General features: G+C 64.1%; 22 protein-coding genes. 5 read left to right on the top strand and 17 right to left on the bottom strand.

Annotation, left to right across the window (positions count from 1 at the left end):
• Window positions 1-74 precede the first annotated feature (74 nt).
• The 10 genes from ACVDHI_RS09975 to leuS form a co-directional block, all read right to left on the bottom strand.
• On the bottom strand, window positions 75-1,022 hold the full coding sequence (locus ACVDHI_RS09975; protein ID WP_447212041.1) for a septal ring lytic transglycosylase RlpA family protein: 948 nt from the start codon (window positions 1,020-1,022) through the stop codon (window positions 75-77).
• Window positions 964-1,962, bottom strand: coding sequence for a lytic murein transglycosylase B (gene mltB, locus ACVDHI_RS09980; protein ID WP_167824708.1), 999 nt, complete (start codon window positions 1,960-1,962; stop codon window positions 964-966). Before mltB ends, ACVDHI_RS09975 begins: the two co-directional genes overlap by 59 nt.
• The gene (gene rodA / locus ACVDHI_RS09985) at window positions 1,962-3,065 is read right to left on the bottom strand and encodes a rod shape-determining protein RodA (protein WP_039041107.1); all 1,104 of its coding nucleotides are present in this window, start codon (window positions 3,063-3,065) and stop codon (window positions 1,962-1,964) included. The genes mltB and rodA overlap by 1 nt, the downstream gene beginning before the upstream one ends.
• Complete coding sequence (mrdA, locus tag ACVDHI_RS09990) at window positions 3,062-4,975, bottom strand: penicillin-binding protein 2 (RefSeq protein WP_010673761.1); 1,914 nt, start codon at window positions 4,973-4,975, stop codon at window positions 3,062-3,064. The genes rodA and mrdA overlap by 4 nt, the downstream gene beginning before the upstream one ends.
• Window positions 4,976-5,039: 64 nt before the next feature.
• On the bottom strand, window positions 5,040-5,507 hold the full coding sequence (rlmH, locus tag ACVDHI_RS09995) for a 23S rRNA (pseudouridine(1915)-N(3))-methyltransferase RlmH (protein ID WP_005298242.1): 468 nt from the start codon (window positions 5,505-5,507) through the stop codon (window positions 5,040-5,042).
• A gap of 21 nt (window positions 5,508-5,528) precedes the next feature.
• On the bottom strand, window positions 5,529-5,870 hold the full coding sequence (gene rsfS / locus ACVDHI_RS10000; RefSeq protein ID WP_261999825.1) for a ribosome silencing factor: 342 nt from the start codon (window positions 5,868-5,870) through the stop codon (window positions 5,529-5,531).
• 212 nt (window positions 5,871-6,082) lie between these two features.
• Window positions 6,083-6,736: a nicotinate-nucleotide adenylyltransferase gene (gene nadD, locus ACVDHI_RS10005; RefSeq protein WP_128314040.1), complete on the bottom strand. Its 654-nt coding sequence runs from the start codon at window positions 6,734-6,736 to the stop codon at window positions 6,083-6,085.
• A complete protein-coding gene (holA, locus tag ACVDHI_RS10010) occupies window positions 6,730-7,764 on the bottom strand; it encodes a DNA polymerase III subunit delta (protein ID WP_439831712.1) in 1,035 nt (344 codons plus the stop codon). Before holA ends, nadD begins: the two co-directional genes overlap by 7 nt.
• Window positions 7,765-7,791: 27 nt before the next feature.
• Window positions 7,792-8,274, bottom strand: coding sequence for an LPS-assembly lipoprotein LptE (locus tag ACVDHI_RS10015; protein ID WP_010673765.1), 483 nt, complete (start codon window positions 8,272-8,274; stop codon window positions 7,792-7,794).
• 112 nt (window positions 8,275-8,386) lie between these two features.
• Window positions 8,387-10,963, bottom strand: coding sequence for a leucine--tRNA ligase (gene leuS, locus ACVDHI_RS10020; RefSeq protein WP_447212042.1), 2,577 nt, complete (start codon window positions 10,961-10,963; stop codon window positions 8,387-8,389).
• Window positions 10,964-11,205: 242 nt separating this feature from the next.
• Here leuS and ACVDHI_RS10025 point away from each other — a divergent pair, with 242 nt between their 5' ends.
• Window positions 11,206-11,694 (top strand): zinc ribbon-containing protein, encoded by a 489-nt coding sequence (locus ACVDHI_RS10025; RefSeq protein ID WP_041215952.1) that lies wholly within the window; start codon window positions 11,206-11,208, stop codon window positions 11,692-11,694.
• A gap of 85 nt (window positions 11,695-11,779) precedes the next feature.
• On the opposite strand, the gene lnt is transcribed toward ACVDHI_RS10025, so the two are convergent.
• The 5 genes from lnt to miaB form a co-directional block, all read right to left on the bottom strand.
• The gene (gene lnt / locus ACVDHI_RS10030; RefSeq protein ID WP_447212043.1) at window positions 11,780-13,309 is read right to left on the bottom strand and encodes an apolipoprotein N-acyltransferase; all 1,530 of its coding nucleotides are present in this window, start codon (window positions 13,307-13,309) and stop codon (window positions 11,780-11,782) included.
• A 180-nt stretch (window positions 13,310-13,489) separates the two neighbouring features.
• A complete protein-coding gene (gene corC, locus ACVDHI_RS10035; RefSeq protein ID WP_010673769.1) occupies window positions 13,490-14,371 on the bottom strand; it encodes a CNNM family magnesium/cobalt transport protein CorC in 882 nt (293 codons plus the stop codon).
• 95 nt (window positions 14,372-14,466) lie between these two features.
• Window positions 14,467-14,931, bottom strand: coding sequence for an rRNA maturation RNase YbeY (gene ybeY / locus ACVDHI_RS10040; RefSeq protein WP_039041101.1), 465 nt, complete (start codon window positions 14,929-14,931; stop codon window positions 14,467-14,469).
• The gene (locus ACVDHI_RS10045; RefSeq protein WP_010673771.1) at window positions 14,928-15,986 is read right to left on the bottom strand and encodes a PhoH family protein; all 1,059 of its coding nucleotides are present in this window, start codon (window positions 15,984-15,986) and stop codon (window positions 14,928-14,930) included. The genes ybeY and ACVDHI_RS10045 overlap by 4 nt, the downstream gene beginning before the upstream one ends.
• A 50-nt stretch (window positions 15,987-16,036) precedes the next feature.
• Window positions 16,037-17,470 (bottom strand): tRNA (N6-isopentenyl adenosine(37)-C2)-methylthiotransferase MiaB, encoded by a 1,434-nt coding sequence (miaB, locus tag ACVDHI_RS10050; protein ID WP_010673772.1) that lies wholly within the window; start codon window positions 17,468-17,470, stop codon window positions 16,037-16,039.
• Between the two features lie 224 nt (window positions 17,471-17,694).
• Between miaB and ACVDHI_RS10055 the strand changes: the two genes are divergently transcribed.
• Window positions 17,695-18,858 (top strand): FAD-dependent monooxygenase, encoded by a 1,164-nt coding sequence (locus ACVDHI_RS10055; protein WP_182935346.1) that lies wholly within the window; start codon window positions 17,695-17,697, stop codon window positions 18,856-18,858.
• Window positions 18,859-18,998: 140 nt separating this feature from the next.
• Window positions 18,999-19,574 (top strand): cysteine hydrolase family protein, encoded by a 576-nt coding sequence (locus ACVDHI_RS10060; RefSeq protein ID WP_319894131.1) that lies wholly within the window; start codon window positions 18,999-19,001, stop codon window positions 19,572-19,574.
• Window positions 19,575-19,610: 36 nt separating this feature from the next.
• On the opposite strand, the gene ACVDHI_RS10065 is transcribed toward ACVDHI_RS10060, so the two are convergent.
• Window positions 19,611-20,492: a LysR family transcriptional regulator gene (locus ACVDHI_RS10065; RefSeq protein ID WP_447212044.1), complete on the bottom strand. Its 882-nt coding sequence runs from the start codon at window positions 20,490-20,492 to the stop codon at window positions 19,611-19,613.
• 114 nt (window positions 20,493-20,606) lie between these two features.
• Between ACVDHI_RS10065 and ACVDHI_RS10070 the strand changes: the two genes are divergently transcribed.
• Window positions 20,607-20,831 (top strand): hypothetical protein, encoded by a 225-nt coding sequence (locus ACVDHI_RS10070; protein WP_010673776.1) that lies wholly within the window; start codon window positions 20,607-20,609, stop codon window positions 20,829-20,831.
• Window positions 20,828-21,499, top strand: a complete 672-nt coding sequence (locus ACVDHI_RS10075) for an HAD-IA family hydrolase (RefSeq protein WP_447212045.1) — start codon at window positions 20,828-20,830, stop codon at window positions 21,497-21,499. The genes ACVDHI_RS10070 and ACVDHI_RS10075 overlap by 4 nt, the downstream gene beginning before the upstream one ends.
• 21 nt (window positions 21,500-21,520) lie before the next feature.
• On the opposite strand, the gene ACVDHI_RS10080 is transcribed toward ACVDHI_RS10075, so the two are convergent.
• Entirely contained in the window at window positions 21,521-22,981 is a 1,461-nt protein-coding gene (locus tag ACVDHI_RS10080) for a sensor domain-containing diguanylate cyclase (protein WP_447212046.1), read from the bottom strand.
• Window positions 22,982-23,019: the final 38 nt, after the last annotated feature.

Raw genomic sequence — 23,019 nt, forward strand, 5'->3', positions numbered from 1 at the left:
ATGCGACCTGGACGGGATTTTATGGGATGGTCCCCGACCTCGCGTCGTATCCCGGCGCGAGGTCGGGGCGGGTATCAGGGCACGATGAAGGCCTGCTCCAACCCACCCTGGCGGATCTGCTCGAGCAGGGGGGCCTGCTTGTCGCTGGCCACGGGGCCGAGCAGGACGCGGAAGACGGCGCCATGTGCCACCACCTGGTACGGCACGCCATAGCGCTGGGTCATCACCTTGCCCATGGCCTCGGCCCGCGCCTGCGAGCCGCTGGCGAGCACCTGGATCATCTTGCCCTGGGTCGCACCAGCCTTGGGAGGGGAGACGGTGGTGGTTGCCGTGGCGGCAGGAGCAGGAGCAGGAGCAGGAGCAGGAGCAGGGGCGGCCTTGGCCGGTGCCGTGGGGGCCGGCGTCTCGTTGACGAAGGAATTGGCTGCTGGCGCCGCAGGCTCCATGGGCGTCATCGGGGTCATGGGCACCATCTCTACCATCTGATCCGGCTGATCGGTGATGAGTTCGAGGCGCACCCGGGCCTCACCCCCTTCCACCATCTCCAGCTGCGCGGCGGCGGCGTGGGAGAGATCGATGAGGCGATCGCTGCCGAAGGGACCGCGATCATTGACGCGTACTATGGTCTCCAGACCGTTGTCCAGATTGGTGACCCGCACGTAGCTTGGCAGGGGCAGGTTGCGGTGGGCGGCGCTGAACAGGGTGCTGTCCTGCACGTCGCCGTTGGCAGTCTTGTTGCCGTCCAGATCCCGGGAGAGCCAACTGGCAGTGCCTTCCTCGCTGTAGTGCTTGATGTCGCGCCACACCTCAAACTTCTGCTTGCCGATCCAGTAGTCCCGGTTGCCGCTCTCGCTCATGGGTTCGGGGCGGGGAATGGCGCCGGTCGCCTGGGGGATCTCGATGACCTGGGGCTTCTCCTGGGGGACGGGCTCCGGGGGCTGCGGCTGGGGTTCGGGTTGGCTGCTACAGGCGGCCAGCAACAAGGCCAGGCTGAGGGGAAGAAGTTTGTGGCTGTAATGCATAAGCGTCCTGGATTGCTTGACTGAGTTGATGCACCGCCATCGCATAGAGAGGGCTGCGATTGTAGCGGGTGATCACGTAAAAATTGTGGCGCGCGACCCAGTATTCCGGTCCTTCGGCCTGCTCCATCGCCAGCAGTTTTACCGGCGTCTCGGGTGACGGCGGTGTGGCGACTTCAATGCCCGCAGCGGCCAGCTCTGCCCAGCGGTGTCTTAGCTCGGGCTCGGGTGCAAGCAGGGTACCTACTGGCGCCAATCCGATCAAGGCGGGCTCCACCACCGGCTCGCCCCAGCGCCAGTGGTGCAGGGCGAAGTAGTTGGCCACGCTGCCGATGGCATCTGCCGGGTTGGCGAAGAGATCCCGCTTGCCGTCTCCGTCGAAGTCGACCGCGTAGTGGCGGTAGCTGGAGGGCATGAACTGGCCCATGCCCATGGCGCCGGCATAGGAGCCCTTGAGGGTGGTGAGCGGCCACTTCTCTTCCCGGGCAAGCAGCACCAGCTGGGCAAACTCCTTGGCGAAGAAATCCGCCCGTTCGGGGTAGTGGAATCCCAGGGTGTAAAGGCTGTCGAGCACCGGATGGCGGCCCATCTGTCGACCGTAAAAGGTCTCGATGCCGATGATGGCGACGATGAGGGAGGCGGGGACCTGGTAGGTCTGCTCGGCCCGTGCCAGGGTGGCGGCATGGCGCTGCCAGAATCCCACTCCGTCCCGGATGCGCTCCGGGGTGACGAACAGCGGCCTGTAGCGGTGCCAGGGCTTGGCTTCCCAGGGGCGGCGGATGGTGTCCAGCACCTCCTGGCGCAGGCTGGCCTGGGCGGCGGCGGCCTGCAACTCTGCCAGCGGCACCTGCTGCTGCTCGGCCAGCAGGCTGAGCCGGGCCGGCGAGACGGCAGCACCCGCCGTCAGGGTGCACAGAGATAGAGCCAGCCAGCCGAGCCGCATCAGGCGAGCAGCCGCCTGTGGGTCTGGATGGACATCAGAACGCCGAAGCCCGCCATCAGGGTCACCATGGAGGTGCCGCCGTAGCTCACCAGTGGCAGGGGAACTCCTACCACCGGCAGGATGCCGCTTACCATGCCCATGTTGACGAACACATAGACGAAGAAGGTCAGGGTCAGGGCGCCCCCCAGCAGGCGTTCGAAGCTGTTCTGGGCCTGCATGGAGATAAACAGGCAGCGGCTGATGATGTAGAGGTAGATGACCAGCAAGAGGGCCACTCCCACCAGACCGAACTCCTCGCTGAAGACGGCGAAGATGAAGTCGGTGTGGCGCTCTGGCAGGAATTCGAGCTGGGACTGGGTGCCTTGCAGCCACCCCTTGCCGAACACGCCGCCGGAGCCGATCGCAATCTTGGACTGGATGATGTGATAGCCGCGACCGAGCGGGTCCTTCTCCGGGTCCAGCAGCATCAGCACCCGCTGGCGCTGGTAGTCGTGCATCAGGAAGAACCAGAGTACCGGCATGAAGGCGCAGATGAGCAAGACCGCGAGCCCGATGAGCCACCAGCTGATCCCCGCCAGGAAGATGACGAAGAAGCCGGAAGCGGCCACCAGGATGGAGGTGCCGAGATCGGGTTGGGCCGCGATAAGCAGGGTGGGCAGCAGCACCATCACCAGGGCGATCATCACATGGCTGAACTTTGGCGGCAGGGAGTGCCGGCTGAGCCAGGCGGCCACCATGATGGGCATGGAGAGTTTCATCACCTCGGAGGGCTGGAACTTCATGAAGCCGAGATCGAGCCAGCGCTGGGCCCCCTTGCCGATATGGCCGAACACGTCCACCGCGATGAGCAGCAGCACCACCACCGCAAACAGGGGCACCGACCAGCGGGCATAGAGGGAGGGCGGCAGCTGGGCTATGCCGATCATCAGACCGAAGGCCAGGGCGCCGCGCACCAGCTGGCGCACGATGGAGTCGAGATCCTGGCCCGAGGCGGAGTAGAGCACCACCATGGAGAGGGCCATCAGGGTCAGCAGGCCGAGCAGCAGCGGCAGGTCGATGTGCAGCTTGTACCAGATGCTCTGCTGGCGGGCAGAATTACTCATTGGGAAACGACCTCACTCGGTTGGGACGGCTTTTCCGGTGCCGGTGGCAACTGGGGTTCCGGCGGGAGCAGATAGGCATCCAGCATGTGGCGGGCGACCGGTGCCGCCATGGCGCTGCCGCCCCCGGCGTTCTCCAGCACCAGGGCGACGACCGCCTTGGGTGCCTCGAAGGGGGCGAAGGCGACGAACAGGGCGTTGTCGCGGTGCTCCACCTTGGTGGTGGCCGCGTTGTAGACCTGGTTCTCTTTCAGGCCCACCACCTGGGCGGTGCCGGACTTGCCCGCCGCCTTGTAGGGGGTATTGGCGAAGGCGCGGCGCCCCGTCCCTTCGTGGCCGTTGATGACGCGCCACATGCCGTCCTTGGCCACCTGCCAGTAGGTATCGCTCTTGGCGGCGATGGCCACGTTCGGGTTGATGGGGGCGTTGACCACGCCATCGGAGGAGGCGGTGCTCTTGAGCAGGTGCGGCGTCACGTCGTGACCGTTCTGGGTCAGGATGCTGATGGCCTTGGCGAGCTGGATCGGGGTGGCGCTCCAGTAGCCCTGGCCGATGCCGATGGAGATGGTGTCCCCCTGGTACCAGGGTTGACGCCAGCGGGCCATCTTCCAGTCCCGGGAGGGCATGACGCCCCGGGTCTCTTCATAGAGGTCCACGCCGCTGTACTGGCCGAAGCCGAACTTGGTCATGTAGCTGTTGATCTTGTCGATGCCGACCCGGTAGGCGAGATCGTAGAAATAAGTATCCGCCGACACCTCGATGGCGCGATAGACGTCGAGCCAGCCGTGGCCCCAGCGGCGCCAGTCCCGGAACTTCTTGGTGGTGCCCGGGATGGAGAAGCTGGGCCCGCCGAAGTAGCGGTAATTGGGGGTGATCGCCCCCTCGTTGAGCCCCATCACCGCCATCATGGGCTTGACGGTGGAGGCGGGGGCATAGATGCCCTGGGTGGTGCGGTTGACCAGCGGCCGGGCGGGATCGTTGAGCAGCGCCGAGTAGTTGGCGCTGGAGATGCCGGTCACGAACAGGTTGGGGTCGTAGCTTGGGCTCGACTCCATGGCCAGGATGGCGCCGGTGTTGGGTTCCATCATCACGATGGCGCCCCGGCGGCCGGCCAGCAGCTCCTGGGCCTTCAACTGCAAGCGGATGTCGATGTTGAGGTAGATGTCCTTGCCGGGCTCGGGGGGCTGGAATTTCAGGGTGCGCACCACCCGGCCGCGGTTGTTCACCTCGACCTCCTGATAACCTGCCACGCCGTGCAGCTGATCCTCGTAGTACTTCTCCACCCCCTGTTTGCCGATGTCCTTGGTGGCGGCATAGTTGGCGAGCTTCTCCTCCTTCTCGAGGCGCTCCACGTCACGGGTGTTGATCTTGGCCACGTAGCCCAGGGCATGGGTGAGGGTATCGCCGAACGGGTAGTAGCGCTTGAGGTAGGCCTCGATGCTGGCCCCCGGGTAGTTGTGCTGGTTGACCGAGAAGAGGGCGACCTGGTATTCGGTCAGCTTCTCGAACAGGGGCACGGGCTTGAAGCGGCGCTGACGTTTGACCTCGGCCAGGAACTTCTCCTTGGTCCCCTCCGGCAGGGCCAGCAGGGTGATGAGGTCGTCCGCGGTCTTCTCCAGGTTCTCGGTCTCTTCGGGCACGATCTCCAGGCTGTAGACAGGGCGGTTTTCCGCCAGCAGGACACCGTTGGCGTCGTAGATGAGGCCACGGGGCGGCGCCACCGGCACCACACGGATGCGGTTGTCGTTGGATCGTGTCTGATAAGTTTCGTAAGACTCTACTTGCAGGTAGTAGAGGTTAGCCAGCAGCACCAGCATGAGGGTGACCATGCCGATGTAGGCGACCAGGGTGCGCCGGAAGAACAGACGTCCCTCGGCACTGTGATCGCGCATTTCAATGCGATTCTTCAGCATGCCGTTACCTTGTGGCTGACGTGCGGGTGAGAGAGGAGAAATGCATGCTCAGGGTCGGCATGGGTCACTCTCTGTGATAAGGGTGATTGGTGGTGATGCTCCAGGCGCGGTAGAGGCTCTCGGCCACCAGTACCCGCACCAGGGGATGGGGCAGGGTCAGGGGCGAGAGCGACCAGCTCTGCTCCGCAGCAGCCTTGCACTCGGGGGAGAGCCCCTCCGGGCCACCCACCAGCAGCGCCACATCCCGGCCATCCAGCTTCCAGGCTTCCAGTTGCACGGCGAGCTGCTCCGTGGTCCAGGGCTTGCCCGGAATGTCCAGGGTCACGATACGAGAGCGGCCGGCGGCGGCCAGCATGGCTTCCCCTTCCTTTTGCAGGATGCGGGGAATGTCGGCATTCTTGCCGCGCTTGCCTGCGCCGATCTCGACCAGCTCGAACGGCATGTCTTTGGGGAAGCGGCGACGGTACTCTTCGAAGCCATGCTCTACCCAGGCAGGCATCTTGGTGCCCACGGCAATCAACTGGATCTTCATCTTTGGTTACGCTGTCGCCCTTTATTGCGAATTGACCTGGGCGGCGCCGCTCCAGAGTTTTTCCAGCTGGTAGAAGTCGCGATGCTCATCCTGCATCACGTGGACGATGACCGACCCCATGTCCACCAGCACCCACTCACCGGTGAGTTCCCCTTCCACGCTCAGCAGGTCGAGCCCCGCATGACGGGCCTCGCTGGCGAGGTTGTGGGCGATGGCACTGACGTGACGATTGGAGTTGCCGGAGCAGATGATCATGGTGTCCGTGATGCTGGATTTGCCGCGCACATCGAGGGTGATGATGTCGCGGCCTTTCATGTCATCGATCTTGTCGACGATAAAGGCGAGCAATTCTTGGCCTTGCAATGTCTTCTCCTATCTTCCGGCGCCAGAGGGCGGCGGATTATATCATGGTCACTCCCGTTTCCCAGCCTGGCAAAGGGAGCATCGCCCGGGGAGCCGTCCCGTGGGGGAGGGGCCCCTTGACGATCACTATAGTGTGCAACCCGGCCTGGCAATAGTCAGGGCCGGGCCCGGTGCGCCCGGACGTGTCGGCTGATCCGCCTGCGTGGCGCCGTTTACTGCGTTGCCGATGAGCGGTAGAGCCCGTGGCGCCGGATATAGTCGGCGACCGGGTTGGGCAGCAGGTATTTGGGATCCTGGCCTGCCGCGAGCAGGGCACGCAGGCGTGTGGCCGACAGCTCGACGGGCAGGTTGTCACAAAGCCAGACATGACCGTGGCGCTGGCGATGGAGATCCTGAATGTCCCGGGTCTGGTGGCGGGCCAGCAGCTCGGCCACCTGGACGGGATAATCCGGTTGCCAGCCTGGGCGGCAGCTCACCACCAGGTGGGCGTAATCGAGCAGCTCCTGCCAGCGGTGCCAGCCCGGCAGGCCGAGCAGGGAATCCATCCCCATCAAAAAGCAGAGCGGGGTGTCCGGCAGCTCGCTCCTCAACTCGACAAGGGTGTCGATGGTCCAGGAGGGGGTGTCGCGCCTGAGCTCCCGCTCATCCACCACGAATCCCGGGTTGTCCGCCGCAGCGAGCCGGACCATGGCGAGCCGCTGCTCGCTGGAGCAGAGCGGATTGGCCCGGTGGGGCGGGATATGGTTCGGGAGCAGGCGCACCTCGGCCAGACCCAGGGCCTCCCGGGCCTCGATGGCGGGTCTCAGGTGGCCGATGTGAATGGGATCGAAGGTGCCGCCGAGGATCCCGATGGGCGGTGTCAGCATGATTCCGTCTCCAGCAGGGGGAGCGGGGTTCCGTCACGAAAGCCGAGGGCGATGGTTTGCAGCATCAGCCAGGCCTGCTCGGTGTCGAAATGGCGCTGGGCATGGTCCAGCTGAGCCATCAGTTGCCAGAGCTGCCGGATCTTGGGGAAGGGAAGCCGGGTCAGCGCCTGCTGGATGAGCTGCTGGCGACTCTGCCAGATGCGCAGGCGGCTGAAATGCTCCACCAGGGGCTGTCCGGCGCGGGCGGCCAGCGCCAGCTCGGTGAGCTGCTCCAGTTCGCGGCACAGGGTCCAGGCCAGCATGCCGGGTTCGGTGCCCTCGGCGCGCAGGGCCAGCAGGATGCGCTGGGCCCGGTTCACCTTTCCTTCCAGCAGGGTATCGACGAGCTGGAAGGGAGTGAAGTGGGCGTGGCGGATGATGGTCTCCTGCAGATAGGCGACGCTGATGGGCTGGGGCGGGGAGAGCAGGGTCAGCTTCTCGATCTCCTGGCTCGCGGCCAGCAGGTTGCCCTCGTAGGCGTGGCACATGAAGTTGACCGCATCCGGCAGTGCCTTGAGGCCGAAGCGCTGAAAACGGGCGCTCATCCAGCGCGGGAAGAAGCGGGGCTCGGGGTGGTTGACCGGCACATAGGTGCCGTTCTGGCTCAGCTTGTCGAACCAGGCTGCCTTCATCTGGGTCTGGTTGAGGCGGGGGCCCGAGAGCACCAGCAGCAGGTCGGGGTGGAGCTGCTTGCCAATGTCGCTGATGCGGGCGGCGAGATCCTTGTCGATCTTGGCGGGCAGCTCCAGCTCGATGATCTGGCGGGCCGAGAACAGGCTCATGGCCTGGCAGGCATCGTAGACCTGGTTCCAGTCCAGCCCCTGTTCCACCACGAAGCTGTGGCGTTCATCGAAGCCTTGTTTGCGTGCCACCTGACGCACGGCGTCGATGGCTTCCAGCTTGAGCAGGGGCTCGTCCCCAAAAATGAGATAGCAGGGCTTGAGCCCTGCCTTGAGATGATCCGCAAACTGCTCGGGATAGACTCTCATCAACACCCTCTCATCAAGATACGCCCATCAGAACTTGACCTGACTGAGCTGGCGAATAACCAGGTTGGCGGCCTGCTCCTGCATTTCCTTGCCCAGCTGCTCCTGCTCGCGGGAGGAGGCGAGTGCCGCATCCGGCTTGTTCAGGAAGCTGCGGTTGAAGGTGATGGGGAAGACCTGGGTCGGTTTTCCCGGCATGACCACGGTGAACTGGGTGCTGTAACTCAGCAGGTATTCGCGGTCCTGGCCGATGGAGTCGACCGAGGCGACCTGGCTGCGGCTACGTACCCCGGCCAGGGTCAGCACCGGGATGCCCTCCTTGTCGGCGAGCTGCACGCCAGCGGCCTTGAGACGGGTGGTGACCAGTCGGTAGAAGTCGCTCTTGTTGTCACCGACCACTTTCATGGTCATCAGTTCGGGGGGAATGGCGGTGCCCCGCATCTGAAAACCGCAGGCCTGCAGCAACAGTCCTGCCAGCACGATGGCCATCCAGCGCGTGAAGATGGTGCCCATAAAAAATCCTCTTTGCATGAAGGGAAGAGCGGCGGGCGCAGGGCCCGCCGTCATCATCCGTGTGTCGTCAGCCCCTGGCCCAGACCGTCGGCCGCCGCCAGGGGAGGCGTCATCAGTTGGCCACGATGTTGAGCAGTTTGCCCGGCACGTACACGACTTTGCGCACGGTCAGACCGTCGGTGAACTTCTGTACGGACGCATCGGCCATGGCCAGCTTCTCGACGTCGGCCTGGCTTATCTCGGCCGGCACGGTCAGCTTGCCGCGCATCTTGCCGTTGATCTGTACCACCACCAGCTTCTCGGTCTCGACCATGGCCGCTTCGTCAGCCACCGGCCAGGCCGCGACATCGATGTCCCCTTCCTTGCCCAGCATTTTCCACAGCTCGAAGCCGATGTGCGGGGTGATGGGGTAGAGCATGACCACGACCGCTTCCAGCGCTTCCTGCATCAGGGCGCGATCCTGAGCGTCACTGCCCAGTTTGGCCAGGTTGTTCATCAGCTCCATGATGGCGGCGATGGCGGTGTTGAAGGTCTGACGGCGACCCACGTCGTCGCTCACCTTGGCGATGGTCTTGTGCAGCTCGCGGCGCACGGCTTTCTGGTCGCTGGTGAGGGCGGCGACGTCCAGTGCGGCAACGGCGCCACCGGATACGTGCTCGAAGGTGATGCGCCACAGGCGACGCAGGAAGCGCTGGGCACCTTCCACGCCGGAGTCGGACCATTCCAGGGTCATCTCGGCCGGGGAGGCGAACATCATGAACAGACGGACGGTATCGGCGCCGTAACGCTCCACCATCAGCTGCGGGTCGATGCCGTTGTTCTTGGACTTGGACATCTTGGTCATGCCGGAGTGGATCACTTCACGACCCTCAAGGTCGACCGCCTTGGTGATGCGGCCCTTGTCATCACGTTCCACCTTGACGTCGAGGGGGCTGACCCAGACGTTGCCGCCCTTCTCATCCTTGTAGTAGAAGGCGTCGGCCAGCACCATGCCCTGGCAGAGCAGGCGCTTGAACGGCTCGTCGCTGTTCACCAGGCCCGCATCGCGCAGCAGCTTGTGGAAGAACCGGGCGTAGAGCAGGTGCATACAGGCGTGCTCGATGCCGCCGATGTACTGATCCACCGGCAGCCAGTGGTTGGCGGCCGCCGGATCCAGCATGCCCTTGTCGTAGTCCGGGGAGCAGTAGCGGGCGTAGTACCAGGAGGACTCCATGAAGGTGTCGAAGGTATCGGTCTCGCGGAACGCTTCCTGGCCGTTGTAGGTGGTCTTGGCCCACTCTGCGTCGGCCTTGATGGGGCTCTGGATGCCATCCATCACCACGTCTTCCGGCAGCAGTACCGGCAGCTGATCTTCCGGGGTCGGCACCACGGTACCATCCACCAGGGTCAGCATCGGGATGGGGGCGCCCCAGTAGCGCTGACGGGAAACCCCCCAGTCGCGCAGACGGTAGTTGACGGTGCGCTTGCCCTTGCCGAGCCCTTCCAGCTTGTTGGCGATGGCATCGAAGGCACCCTGGAAGTCGAGGCCGTCGAACTCGCCGGAGTTGAACAGCACGCCCTTCTCGGTATAAGCCGCTTCGCTCACGTCGACGTCACCATCAACCGGCTTGATGACAGGCTTGATCTCGAGGCCGTACTTGGTGGCGAATTCGTGGTCACGCAGGTCGTGACCCGGTACCGCCATCACGGCGCCGGTGCCGTAGTTCATCAGCACGAAGTTGGCGACCCAGACGGGCACCTTGCGGCCATCCAGCGGGTGAATGGCGTAGAGGCCGGTTGCCATGCCCTTCTTCTCCATGGTGGCCAGTTCAGCTTCGGCTACCTTGGTGTTCTTGCACTCTTCGATGAAGGCGGCCAGCTCCGGATTGTTCTGGGCTGCTTGCAGCGCCAGCGGGTGACCGGCGGCGATGCCCACATAGGTCACACCCATGAAGGTGTCCGGACGGGTGGTGTAGACCTCGAGGTGCTCGGCCTGACCGTCGATATTGAAGCTGATGTTGACCCCTTCGGAGCGGCCAATCCAGTTGCGCTGCATGGTCTTGACCATTTCCGGCCAGCCTTCCAGATTGTCGATGTCGTTCAGCAGCTCTTCGGCGTAGTCGGTGATCTTGATGAACCACTGGGGGATCTCTTTCTGCTCCACCGGGGTATCACAGCGCCAGCAGCAGTTGTCAACAACCTGCTCGTTGGCCAGCACCGTCATGTCGTTCGGGCACCAGTTGACGGAGGAGGTCTTCTTGTAGACCAGGCCCTTCTCGTAGAGCTTGGTGAAGAACCACTGCTCCCAGCGGTAGTAGTCCGGCTTGCAGGTGGCCAGCTCCCGATCCCAGTCATAGCCCAGCCCCAGCATCTTCAGTTGGTTCTTCATGTATTCGATGTTTTCGTAGGTCCAGGGGGCCGGCGCCGTGTTGTTCTTGATGGCGGCGTTTTCTGCCGGCAGGCCGAAGGCGTCCCAACCGATGGGTTGCAGCACGTTCTTGCCATTGAGCCGTTGATAACGGGAGATCACATCACCTATGGTGTAGTTGCGAACGTGCCCCATGTGTAGACGACCAGACGGATAGGGGAACATGGAGAGGCAGTAGAACTTTTCCTTGTCTACTTTCTCCACCGCCTTGAAGGTTTTCTTGGCATCCCAGTGCTTCTGCACTGCTGGTTCTATGGATTGGGGAACGTATTGCTCTTGCATTGGTGACATCCGGATCTGTGAAATGAATAGATAAAACGGCTGGGAAATCCCGATAGAATACCCATATCCTGCGGCGGCAACAACCGCCAGCATCCGCCCGGTCTCGGGCCAGGTCCGGTACCCGCGAGGATTTGCAGAGCCGCAAGAGTCGCAACGAAGTGAGAATGGCAACCGCCGCCCGTATCCGCCGAGCCCGAGGTCAGGGTCTGGCTCGATCGGGATTCAGCAGAGGAGTGATGGCCATGGACAAACGTCGACAAGGGTATGAAGCCTTTATCGCCCAGCTCAAGAAGCAGTGGGAAGAGACGGAAGCGTTTCAGGGAGAGCGCCTCAACCGGATGATCGCCAAGGTGCAGGCCTATCTGGAGGCGGCTGGGGATCTGACCCAGGACGAGCTGGCGCTGATCGCCGAGTATGTGAAGCGGGATCTGGGCAACTATGACGAAGGGCGCAAGGATGAGCAGGTGGAGGAGTCTGCCTTCATGCTGGCGCTCAAGGACACCGCCTGGTCCTGGCTGGCAGACGTGACCGACCGCACCCAGGTGGAGTGGCAGGAGTTGGCGGACGAGCTGGAGCACAAGGGGGTCTACCGGGCGGGGGACTGGGTGGGACTCGGGGTGCTGGTGTGCGATCACTGCGAGTGGCGCCATACCGTGCTGCACCCGGAGCAGCTTGGCACCTGCCCCGAGTGCGGGGCCGATGAGTATCATCGCGAGCCGCTGTCTCCTTGAGCCGCCAGACTGTGCCAAGCCATAAGCCAAACCATAAAAAGAGGCGCCCAAGGGCGCCTCTTTTGTTTATCGGGGTTATGTGGTCTTAGCCCTTGCGCGCCCAGGGGTGGGCGCGGGGGCGCAGCCACAGGGCCAGCCCCAGCAGGGCGGCGGCCAGGCCATACATGGGCCAGCTGCCAAAACGCAGATAGGGGGTCTGGCCGTGGGCGGGGCGTACCTCGGCACGCAATACTCCAGCCTCGAACTGCGGGATCTGGGCGATGATGCTGCCGTCTATCTCGGTGACGATGGTGATGCCGGTGTTGGTGTCGCGCAGCAGCGGGCGGGCCAGCTCCAGGGCGCGCATGCGGGCGATCTCCATGTGCTGCCAGGGGCCGATGCTGGTACCGAACCAGGCGTCGTTGGAGACGGTCAGCAGAAAGTCGGTATCCGGCTGCACGTTGCGGCGCACCTCGTCCGGGAAGATGATCTCGTAACAGATGGCGGCAGCAAACTTGAGCCCCTTGGCGATCAGGTTCGGCTGCACCTCGTCACCCCGGCTGAAGGAGGACATGGGCAGGTTGAAGAAGGGGGCGATGGGACGCAGCAGATCTTCAAAGGGTACGAACTCGCCGATGGGCAGCAGGTGGTACTTGTAGTAGCGGTTCTTGTGCTCGTAGTAGTAGGACTCCTTGCCTTCTGCATCCTGCACCCCCATGCCGAGCACGGTATTGAAGAAGCGCTGCTGTTTCAGATCGTAATGGATGATCCCCGCCAGCAGGCCGGTGTCGTTCACCTTCATCGCCTTGTCCAGGCTCTCCAGATAGGTACCCATCTCCTTCTCGATGGCCGGGATGGCGGACTCCGGCCAGACGATGATGTCGGCATCCTGGTTCTCGCGGCTGAGATCCTGATACTTGCGCACGGTCGGCACCAGGGCCTCTGGATCCCACTTGAGGGACTGCTCGATGTTGCCCTGCACCAGCGCGACCTTGACCGGTTCACCCCGGGTCACCCAGTTGAGCTGCATCAGCCCCTGGGCGGCGCCCACCAGGGCGACGGGGAGCAGCAGCCAGGCCGGCTTGCGGCTCTGCCAGGTGAGCCAGAGGGCAGAGGTGGTGAGCAACAGGGCGAGGGTGATGCCCTGCACCCCGAGGATGGGAGCGAATCCCTTGAGGGGGCCGTCTATCTGGGTGTAGCCGAACCAGAGCCAGGGATAGCCTGTCATCACCCAGCCCCGCAGCCAGTCGGCCATCAGCCAGAGCGCCGGGAAGGCGAGCAGCCAGCGGCTCCAGTGGCGGCCGGCAAAGAAGCGGGCGAAGAGCCAGCAGGCCAGGGTCGGGTAGAGAGAAAGATAGGCGCAGAGCCCGGCCAGCAGCACGAAGGCGGCCGGCAGCGGAATGCCGCCAAACTCCGTCATGCTGACGTGGATCCACCACTGCCCGGGCAGGAACAGACCCATGGCGTAGCCGAAGCCGCGCCAGGCTGCCTGTTTGGGGGTGGCCTTGTCCAGCAGGGCGTAAAGGCCGAGCAGGGAGGGGATCACCAGGGGCCAGTAGCCGAAAGGGGAGAAGGCCAGCACGGCGATGGCGCCGCTGGCAATGGCAAACAGGCTGGTCAGGAGTTTCGATTTCACGGGGGATCGGGGCTCGAATTGGACTGAATGGAAACACAATGGCCGACATCTTAACCGCAAACCGGGTCAACGGCGAGCCTCGCGGTCGGCGTGGGCCAAGTGGCGGTCGCGCGGCGGGAGGGAGGCAAAAAAAGCGCCCCTGACGAGAGGGGCGCGGGATGTGCGTGGTGCTGGGCGGGATCAGGACTCCGGCTGCGCCGCCGCATGATGCTCGGGGATCTTCACCTGCAACTGTTGCAGGCGACGGCGATCGGCGTGCATCACCTTGAACAGGTAGCCGTCGAGTTCGATCTCTTCACCCTTCTTGGGCAGGTGGCTGAAGGCGTGCATCACCAGACCGCCGACGGTGTCCACCTCTTCATCGCTGAACTGGGTGCCGAAGAAGTCGTTGAAGTCCTCGATCTCGGTCAGCGCGCTCACTGAGAAGACCCGCTTGCTGATGCGGCGGATCTCTTCCGGCTCGTCCTCGATGTCGTCGAACTCGTCGTCAATCTCGCCGACGATGAGCTCCAGAATGTCCTCGATGGTCACGAGGCCAGAGACACCGCCAAATTCGTCCACCACGATGGCCATGTGGTAGCGCTCTTCCCGGAACTCCTTGAGCAGGCGATCGACCCGCTTGCTCTCCGGCACGATCACCGTGGGACGCAGGATCTTCTCCAGCTGGAGCGGCTCGCTGGCATGCTGGCCGCCAAAACCGAACGGCAGCAGATCCTTGGCGAGCAAGATGCCCTCCACGTGATCCTTGTCTTCGTTGATCACCGGGAAGCGGGAGTGGCCGGATTCGATGATGACCGGCAGGAACTCGTCCACCGGCTGGGACTTCTCGATGGTCACCATCTGGGAGCGGGGGATCATGATGTCACGCACGCGCAGCTCGGCAATTTCGAGCACGCCCTCGATCATGTCCTTGGTGTCCTGATCGATGAGGTCCCGCTCTTCGGCATCGGCGATGACCTCTACCAGATCGTTGCGGTCTTTTGGCTCGCCCTGGAAGAGTTGGCTGAGTTTGTCGAGCCAGGTTTTCTTCGGCGAGCCGGTACTAGGGTGATCGTCGGTCATTTTCTCTCTTGGTTACTCGTATGAACACACTTGAAATCGTTGTGGCTATATGAGGATGGGCATCGGCTGTTTCAAGACGATGACCATCCGGTTCGTTACTCTTCGTCGTTCAGATAAGGATCGGCGAAGCCCAGTTCCTGCATGATGTCGCGCTCGAGCTGCTCCATCTCTTCGGCTTCCTCGTCCTCGATATGGTCATAACCTAGCAGATGCAGACTGCCATGCACAACCATGTGAGCCCAGTGGGCCATCAGGGGCTTGCCCTGTTCGACGGCTTCGGCCTCGACCACCTGGCGGCAGATCACCAGATCCCCGAGCAGGGGCAGCTCGAGACCCGGCGGCGCCTCGAAGGGGAAGGAGAGCACGTTGGTGGGCTTGTCCTTGCCGCGATAGGTGTGGTTGAGCTCGCGGCTCTCCGCCTCGTCCACCAGGCGCACCGTCACCTCGGCCTCGGGCTGGAAGCCCAGAATGGTGCCGTCGAGCCAGCCTTGCAGCTGGGCCTCGGTCGGCAGGCCGTCCGGGCTGGCGCAGGCCAGTTGCAGATCCAGGGTCACGCTCATTGGGCACTCTCTTTGCTGGTGTTCTCGTTGCGGGGAGTGGCTGCGCTCTTCTCGGCCGCCTGCTGGGCATCGAATGCCTCGTAGGCCTGCACAATGCGGGCCACCACGGGATGGCGCACCACGTCCTTGGACTCGAAGAAGTTGAAGGATAGGCCATCGACCCCCTGCAACACCTCCAGGGCGTGGCGCAGACCGGATTTGGTGCTGCGAGGCAAGTCCACCTGGGTGATGTCGCCGGTCACCACTGCCTTGGAGTTGAAGCCGATGCGGGTCAGGAACATCTTCATCTGTTCCGTGGTGGTGTTCTGGGCCTCGTCCAGGATGATGAAGGCGTCGTTGAGGGTGCGGCCGCGCATGTAGGCAAGCGGCGCCACCTCGATGACGTTGCGCTCCATCAGCTTCTCCACCCGCTCGAAGCCCAGCATCTCGAACAGGGCGTCGTAGAGGGGGCGCAGGTAGGGGTCCACCTTCTGGGAAAGATCGCCGGGCAGAAAGCCGAGCTTCTCACCGGCTTCCACCGCCGGGCGGGTCAGCAGGATGCGGCGGATCTCTTGGCGCTCCAGGGCATCCACGGCGGCGGCCACGGCGAGATAGGTCTTGCCGGTCCCGGCGGGCCCGATGCCGAAGCTGATGTCGTGGCGCACGATATTGGCGATGTACTGGGCCTGGTTCGGGCTGCGGGGCTTGATGAGACCGCGCTTGGTCTTGACCGTGACCTCCTTGCCATACGGCAGGGAAGGGGCGGGTTCGTCGTCCTGCTCCAGCACGCGGGACTCCTGCACCGCCAGGTGCACCATCTCGGGGGTGATGTCGCTCACCTTGCTCCCCTTGAGGGGCTGGGTTTCCACATAGAGGTGCTTGAGGATGACGGCAGCCGCCTCCACCTGGGCCTGCTTGCCGATCACTTGGAAGTGGTTGTCCCGGTAGCTTATCTCGATGCCGAGACGGCGCTCCAGCTGCTTGAGGTTGTCGTCAAAGGGTCCGCACAGGCTGGCGAGGCGCTGGTTGTCGGCGGGTTCAAGGTGCAGATTCAGGGTGGAGATGTGTCGGCTCAAGGTGTCCTCTTATCGGTTGTTCCCCCGCCAGGGTGCGGGGGAGAGAGTCATCAATGGGGTCTGAAGGCCGCAACGCCCAGATCATCGGGCACGTTGTCAGGACGACGGGCGAGGATCTCGCTCGGGGCCGTGGCGATGCGCAGGTTCATTTCGTCCTCGCCGCGGATGAAGCGGCCGCGCAGGGAGTAGGGGCGTACGTCGGTGATCTCCACGTCGGCGAAGCCGCCGATGAGGCGGTGCGGCCCCTCGAAGTTGACCACCCGGTTGTTCTCGGTGCGGCCACTGAGCTGCATGGGATCCATCTTGGAGGGCCCCTCCACCAGGATGCGCTGCACCGAGCCCAGCATGGCGCGGCCGATGAGCATGGACTGGTGATTGATGCGGTTTTGCAGTCGAGTCAGGCGGGCCTTCTTCACTTCCATGTCGACGTCATCGGGCAGGTCTGCGGCCGGGGTGCCGGGGCGCGGGCTGTAGATGAAGCTGAAGCTCATGTCGAAGTTGATCTCCTCGATGAGTTTCATGGTGGCCTCGAAGTCTTCGTCCGTCTCGTTCGGGAAGCCGACGATGAAGTCGGAGCTCATGGTGATGTCGGGACGCACGGCGCGCAGGCGGCGGATCTTGGACTTGTACTCCAGCACGGTGTGCGGGCGCTTCATCATGGTCAGGATGCGATCCGAGCCGCTCTGGATGGGCAAGTGCAGGAAGCTGACCACCTCGGGGGTATCACGATAGACCTCGATGATGTCGTCGGTGAACTCGACCGGGTGGCTGGTGGTGTAGCGAATGCGGTCGATGCCGTCGATGGCAGCCACCAGGCGCAGCAGTTCGGCGAAGGTGCAGACCTCCCCGTCGAAGGTCGGCCCCCGGTAGGCGTTGACGTTCTGGCCGAGCAGGTTCACTTCGCGCACCCCTTGCTGGGCGAGCTGGGCGATTTCATAGAGCACGTCATCCAGCGGCCGGCTCACCTCCTCGCCACGGGTGTAGGGCACCACGCAGAAGGAGCAGTACTTGGAGCAGCCTTCCATGATGGAAACGAAGGCGGTCGCCCCCTCGGCACGGGGTTCGGGCAGGTTGTCGAACTTCTCGATCTCGGGGAAGGCGATGTCCACCTGGGCACCGCGCCCCTCCTGCACCTGCTTGATCATGGTCGGCAGGCGGTGCAGGGTCTGGGGTCCGAAGACGATGTCCACATAGGGCGCCCGGCTGCGCAGGTTCTCCCCTTCCTGGGAGGCGACGCAGCCGCCCACCCCGATCACCAGCCCCGGTTTTTTCGCCTTGAGCTTCTTCCAGCGACCGAGCTGGTGGAACACCTTCTCCTGGGCCTTCTCGCGGATGGAACAGGTGTTGAGCAGCAGCACATCTGCCTCTTCCGGCTCCTCGGTAAGCGTGTAGCCATTGCTGGCATCCAGCAGGTCCGCCATCTTGGACGAGTCGTACTCGTTCATCTGGCAGCCCCAGGTCTTGATATGAAGTTTCTTGCTCATTGCTTCTCGTGACTGGTTTTGAAATCGGCAGGGTCAAAGGACCGGCCATTTTACTCCGCAATCCCGGTGCTGACCAGTCTGGGGCCGCCCGTCGCCATCAGGGCCGGCTTGTCGTCGGCAATTGCGCATCCCCCTCACTGTTTCTGCCGCCTCCTTGCGTTATCATGCCCCATTCGGTTCGGCCCTTGCCCCTCATCGCGGGGACTCCTTGCAGGAATCAAGTTATGGAACAGTGTGATATCGCCATCGTCGGCGCCGGCATGGTGGGCGCCGCCACCGCCTGCCTGCTGGCGGCAGAGGGGCTCTCGGTACGGGTCATCGAGACCCGGTTGCCCGAGCCCTATGCCCCCGAGCAGCCGCTGGATCTGCGGGTTTCCGCCATCAGTCAGGCCTCGGTGGCGCTGCTGACCCGGGCCGGTGCCTGGCAATATCTGCAGCAGATGCGGCTGTGTCCCTATCGCCGGCTGGAGACCTGGGAGCTGGACGGCTTCGCTACCCGCTTCGACGCGGTGGATCTCGGGCTGCCCCAGCTCGGCTACATCATCGAAAACCGGCTGATCCAGCTCGCCCTGCTGAAAAGGATGGAGGATTTCCCGACCATCCAGACCCATACCCCGGCGGCGGTGACGAGTCTGCGCCAGGGTGCGGATGACGCCGTGCTGACCCTGGATGACGGCACCGAGCTGCAGGCGCGCTGGGTGTTGGCCTGCGATGGTGCCGAATCCCACACCCGGCGATTGGCCGGCATCGGGGTGTCGCGTTTCGAGTACCGCCAGCACTGCATGCTGATCAACATCGACACCGATTTTGCCCAGGAAGACATCACCTGGCAGCAGTTCACCCCGAGCGGCCCGCGCGCCTTCCTGCCGCTGCCGGGCCGCCATGGCTCCCTGGTCTGGTATGACAGCCCGGCCCGCATCCGGGCGCTGGCCGCCATGAGCAACGAGGCCCTGGCCGTCGAGGTGCGCCGCCACTTCCCGAGCCGCCTTGGCGGTTTCACCGTGACGGACAAGGGGAGCTTCCCCCTGGTGCGCCGCCACGCCAACGACTATCACGCCGGGCGAGTGGTGCTGCTCGGGGATGCGGCCCACACCATCAATCCGCTGGCGGGGCAGGGGGTGAACCTCGGTTTCAAGGACGTGGCCTGCTGGGCCGGGTTGCTCGGCAAGGCGGGGGCGCAGTGGCACGAGCTGGCGCTGGCCGGGCGTTACGAGGGGCGACGTCGCCCTGACAACCTGCTGATGCAGTCGGGGATGGATCTCTTCTACGGGGTCTTCAGCAACGAGATAGGCCCCCTCAGGCTTGCCCGCAACCTGGCGCTGAATCTGGCGGACAAGGCGGGCCCCCTCAAGGAGATGGCGCTACGCTATGCGCTTGGGCTGGTATGAGGCAGTGCGTGGCACTGCCAGGTGCCAATCGGGTGGCATATCAATCCGTGTGATGGTGCCAGCCGGTTTTTTATATGGCCGCGAGGAGTGATCCTGGCGGCGCAGGGGCAAAACGGCCTCAGGCAAGGGGGGAGTACACCATGAACAAGGCATTGCTGGTGATCGATTTCATCAACGACATCGCCCACCCGGACGGGCGCATCGCCGCCTCGGCGGCCCAGGTGATCGAGCAGGACGCCATTGCGCACGCCAACCAGGCGCTCGCTCATGCCCGCGCTCACGGCTGGCTGGTGGTGCTCATCAAGGTGGGGTTTGACGAGGGCTATCTGCTGCAACCCAGGGGCTCCCCCATGTTTGGCCGTGCCCGGCAGTTCGGGGCCCTCTCCCTGGCCGACAGCGGCACCGACTTTCACCCGGAGCTCGATGTGCAACCCGGGGATCTGGTGCTGACCAAACCCAGAGTCAGCCCCTTCTACGGCACGGCGCTGGAGCCTGCGCTACGGGCCAATCGCATCGAACATCTCTATGTGTGCGGCGTGAGCACCAGCTGGGCCATTCAGGGGGCGGTGCGAGATGGCCACGATCGGGACTACGCCATCACCATCCTGGAGGATGCCTGCGCGGCGGCGGATGCTGCAGAACACCAGGCTTCCCTGCGCATGCTCGGTCGCATTGCCGAGATCATCAAGGTCGCGGAGCTGGCGGAGCGGGACTGAGCCCGGCCATCCTCTCCTGCAGGCTTATCATGCACCTCATGCGGGCTCGGGGTGCGTCTCTCTCACCATGGCGAGGAAGCGATCCCGGATGGGATCGGCAAATTCCGGGTTCCACACCAGGCTGATTTCCCATTCCGACCAGGGGCCGGAAAGGGGGTAGAGGGTCACCTCCTTGCCCGCGATGAACCCCACGCTGCGCGGCAGGATGGCGTTGCCGATACCGGCGGCCACCAGGGCCACCAGGGTCTGGATGTCTTCCGCCTCCTGGATGAGACCGGTCAGCCGGTTGGCGCCGAGAAAGCGGGCGATCTGCTGGCTGAGACCCGGGCAGCGATGGCCCACCATCTGCAGCAAGGGATCGCGGATCAGCGCCCGCTCCAGGTCGAAGTCCGGCCCTGCCACCCGGGTGGGGACGGCCAGCACCAGTCTGTCCGTCAGCAACCTGTGTTCCCTCAGTTGTGGCGCATCAGGCCGTCGCATGAAGCCCAGTTGCAGCCGACCCGCCAGCAAGTGCTCCTGCTGGATGGCGGAGGTGGTGTCCCGCAGGTGAACCAGCACGTCGGGGGCCTGCTGTTTGAAACGGGCCACCAGGGAGGGGGCCAGTGCAAAGCTGGAGAGCCCGAACCCGATATTGAGGCGTCCGGCGGCACCGCTTGCCAGCGCCAGGGCATGCCGCTCGAATCCCTTGCCGTGATCCACCAGAGCCTTGGCCTGGGGCAGCAACTGTAGGCCGATGGCTGTCAGCTCGGCCCCGTGGCGGCCCCGGTTGAACAGGGTGCTGCCGAGGGCCTGCTCCAGCCCCTGGATCTGCTTGGTCAGGGCCGGTTGCGTCACATAAAGCCGGCTGGCCGCCTCCCGGTAGTTGGCACTCTCGGCCAGCATGACGAAGGCCTGCAATTGTCTCAGGTCGAATCTCATTCCATTTGGTTATCCAATGTGGCGATTTATTGATTATAAATTATCTAATCTCCTTGTTCTAATGGTCTCGAAACGGGCCTGCTTGCCCGCTGTTCAGCCACAAGGAGTCATGTCATGTCGAGCGAACGCTATCTGTTCTTGATCAAGGGGAGCCTGGTGATGGCTCAGCCGCTGGCCGCACCGGAGACCGGGGAGCTGCTGACCAGCCTGTTGCAGCAGGGGTTCGTCGTCGCCCCCTTGCCGGTGTGGGCCAGTAATGCGGAGCAGGCGCTCGCCTGTTACGAGGCCGCTGCCCAGCGGCAGGTCTTCGCCGATGCGCTGGCGGGGAGAGCCCTGTGAGCGCGGTGCGCGTGAGGGCCGCGTCCCTGCTGCTGGACATGGACGGGACCTTGGTCCACTCCACCGGCGACGTGGAAGTCGTGTGGCGGCGCTGGTGTCAGCACCATGGGCTGGATCCCGCTCCCGTGCTCGCCATGTGCCACGGCGTGCGCTCACGGGAGGTGATAGGGGCCCTGGCTCCCCAGCTGGACATGGCGGTGGAGGTGGCCCTGCTCGACGATCTGGAGATGGCATACGCTGCGGCGCCGATGCCCCTGGACGGTGCCCGGCGACTGCTCGAACAGCTGCCATCGACGCGCTGGGCGCTGGTGACCTCCGCAAGCCGGAGGGTGGCAGAGCACCGGCTGCTGCACGCCGGATTGCCGCTGCCCCGTCTCCTGGTGTGCGCCGGGGATGTGGTACGGGGCAAGCCGGATCCCGAGCCTTATTTGCTGGCTGCCAGCCGGTTGGGACTGGCTCCGGCCGATTGCCTGGTGTTCGAGGATGCGCCAGCGGGCATCGCCAGCGCCCTGCAGGCGGGTTGCCAGGTGGTGCAGATGGGGGGAACAAGGCGGTATGACGACAGGCTCAAGGGCTGGCTGCGGGACTGGCGCGGGATCGAGATCGAGGTGGCATCGGACGGGCTCCATCTTCATCTGCCCGCCCCGCAGCCGGCAGAGGCCGGATGATGACGACAAGAGCCACGCCATTCAGGTGCCGCAAGATTGCCCGACGCTGGGGGAAGCCTGCTCAGGCGAGTAGCGTTCCACCCGGTTGCGGCCATTGTGCTTGGCCAGATAGAGCGCCTGATCGGCGCGAGAGAGCAGCTCGTCCAGATTGAAGGGGCCCTCTCTCTGGGAGGCGATACCGATGCTGACCGTGATGCAGACGGCGGGCTCGGCTCCCTTTTCTTCCCCTGGCTGCGCGACGATTTTTCGCAGCCGCTCGGCCACCGCCATGGCCTGCTCCTCGCTGAGGCCGGGCAAGATGGCCACGAACTCCTCTCCCCCCAGGCGACAGAAGAGATCCCCCGGTCGAAGCTGGTCGCGCACCCGGGCCGCGAAGCCGCTCAACTGGTTGTCCCCCTCTTCGTGACCGTGACGATCATTGATGCGTTTGAAATGATCGATGTCCAGCATGCAGACCGCCACAGGGTAGCGCTGCACCGTGAGGTGCTGGAGCAGTTCGTGGGCGGCCGACCAGAAGCCGGCCCGGTTCAGCGCACCGGTCAGGTGATCGTGGTGGGCCAGGTGTTTCATCTCCCGCAGCAGGCTGTTGCGGGCCGCCATGATGCTGGCGGCGGTCAGGGGGGTGAGAGCGATCAGCATGACCCCTATCCGGACGGAGAACATCCAGTACTGGGTCTGGACATCGTGATTGATGACGAGGTGGCCGTTTGAGAGGGCGATCAGGATCAGGGTGCTGTAACCCAGGGTCAGCAGGCTGGTGGCGAAGACGGAGTAGGTGACTGCGCACCAGAGCAGTGCCGGTACCGGGAAGGCGATGGATCCCGGCCCCTCGATGAGCAGGGTGAGCAGCAGGGAGGCCACCAGGCTCAGCAACGGCATCAATCCGGCCCAGGAGAACTCGGTGCGGTAGAGGAGGGTACGCCAGGGGGGCATGCTGTCATGGGGAGGCAGTGTCAGGAGCACCGGCAGTATGGTCATGTAGTTCACCAGCTCGCTGGCAAACCAGAAGCCCAGCCCGTAGAGCGGGGGGCCCAGAGACAGGATGGGATTGATGGTGGCGCCGACCACGCCGGCGGCGAGGGAGGCGGCCAGGGTGTTTCGCAGCAGGAGCACGAGGGAGGTGGGGCGCCTGAGGAGCTTGTCGGCAGGCGCGAGCCGATGCATCAGCAGATACCCGACGCCGATGCCGGCCAGGTTGCCGCAGGTCAGCAGGATGGTTTTGAACAGGGGCTCGCCGGTGAAGAGGGCGGCGAGAAAAAAGCCCAGTATGCCGCCGGCCCAGCCCGCCGGGGTGGCCAGGCGTGGATAGCGCACCATGCAGCCGAGCAGGACCGCATTGGCAGGCCAGAAGGCCGCCAGCAGGTTGGGGGGGCGGGTGAAGATGCCGATCAGCGAGAACAGCAGTATCAGGGCGGCGACACACAACAGAGCGGACAAGGGCGTCAATGTGCATGAGGTACGTTGGCGTGCGATGTCCCCCATGGGGACCTCCTGACAAGAGAGGGTTTGCTCAGAGTATG

The sequence above is a fragment of the Aeromonas sp. 25-248 genome (assembly GCF_053005425.1).

Coding starts and splice junctions, on each gene's coding strand:
- ACVDHI_RS10080 (WP_447212046.1), bottom strand. CDS start 22,981: ATGGGGGACATCGCACGCCAACGTACCTCATGCACATTGACGCCCTTG.
- mrdA (WP_010673761.1), bottom strand. CDS start 4,975: ATGCTGAAGAATCGCATTGAAATGCGCGATCACAGTGCCGAGGGACGT.
- ACVDHI_RS10015 (WP_010673765.1), bottom strand. CDS start 8,274: ATGGGCACCATCTTCACGCGCTGGATGGCCATCGTGCTGGCAGGACTG.
- leuS (WP_447212042.1), bottom strand. CDS start 10,963: ATGCAAGAGCAATACGTTCCCCAATCCATAGAACCAGCAGTGCAGAAG.
- ACVDHI_RS10025 (WP_041215952.1), top strand. CDS start 11,206: ATGGACAAACGTCGACAAGGGTATGAAGCCTTTATCGCCCAGCTCAAG.
- holA (WP_439831712.1), bottom strand. CDS start 7,764: ATGAGAGTCTATCCCGAGCAGTTTGCGGATCATCTCAAGGCAGGGCTC.
- mltB (WP_167824708.1), bottom strand. CDS start 1,962: ATGCGGCTCGGCTGGCTGGCTCTATCTCTGTGCACCCTGACGGCGGGT.
- ACVDHI_RS10070 (WP_010673776.1), top strand. CDS start 20,607: ATGTCGAGCGAACGCTATCTGTTCTTGATCAAGGGGAGCCTGGTGATG.
- rlmH (WP_005298242.1), bottom strand. CDS start 5,507: ATGAAGATCCAGTTGATTGCCGTGGGCACCAAGATGCCTGCCTGGGTA.
- ACVDHI_RS09975 (WP_447212041.1), bottom strand. CDS start 1,022: ATGCATTACAGCCACAAACTTCTTCCCCTCAGCCTGGCCTTGTTGCTG.
- rodA (WP_039041107.1), bottom strand. CDS start 3,065: ATGAGTAATTCTGCCCGCCAGCAGAGCATCTGGTACAAGCTGCACATC.
- ACVDHI_RS10060 (WP_319894131.1), top strand. CDS start 18,999: ATGAACAAGGCATTGCTGGTGATCGATTTCATCAACGACATCGCCCAC.
- ACVDHI_RS10065 (WP_447212044.1), bottom strand. CDS start 20,492: ATGAGATTCGACCTGAGACAATTGCAGGCCTTCGTCATGCTGGCCGAG.
- corC (WP_010673769.1), bottom strand. CDS start 14,371: ATGACCGACGATCACCCTAGTACCGGCTCGCCGAAGAAAACCTGGCTC.
- miaB (WP_010673772.1), bottom strand. CDS start 17,470: ATGAGCAAGAAACTTCATATCAAGACCTGGGGCTGCCAGATGAACGAG.
- ybeY (WP_039041101.1), bottom strand. CDS start 14,931: ATGAGCGTGACCCTGGATCTGCAACTGGCCTGCGCCAGCCCGGACGGC.
- nadD (WP_128314040.1), bottom strand. CDS start 6,736: ATGCTGACACCGCCCATCGGGATCCTCGGCGGCACCTTCGATCCCATT.
- ACVDHI_RS10055 (WP_182935346.1), top strand. CDS start 17,695: ATGGAACAGTGTGATATCGCCATCGTCGGCGCCGGCATGGTGGGCGCC.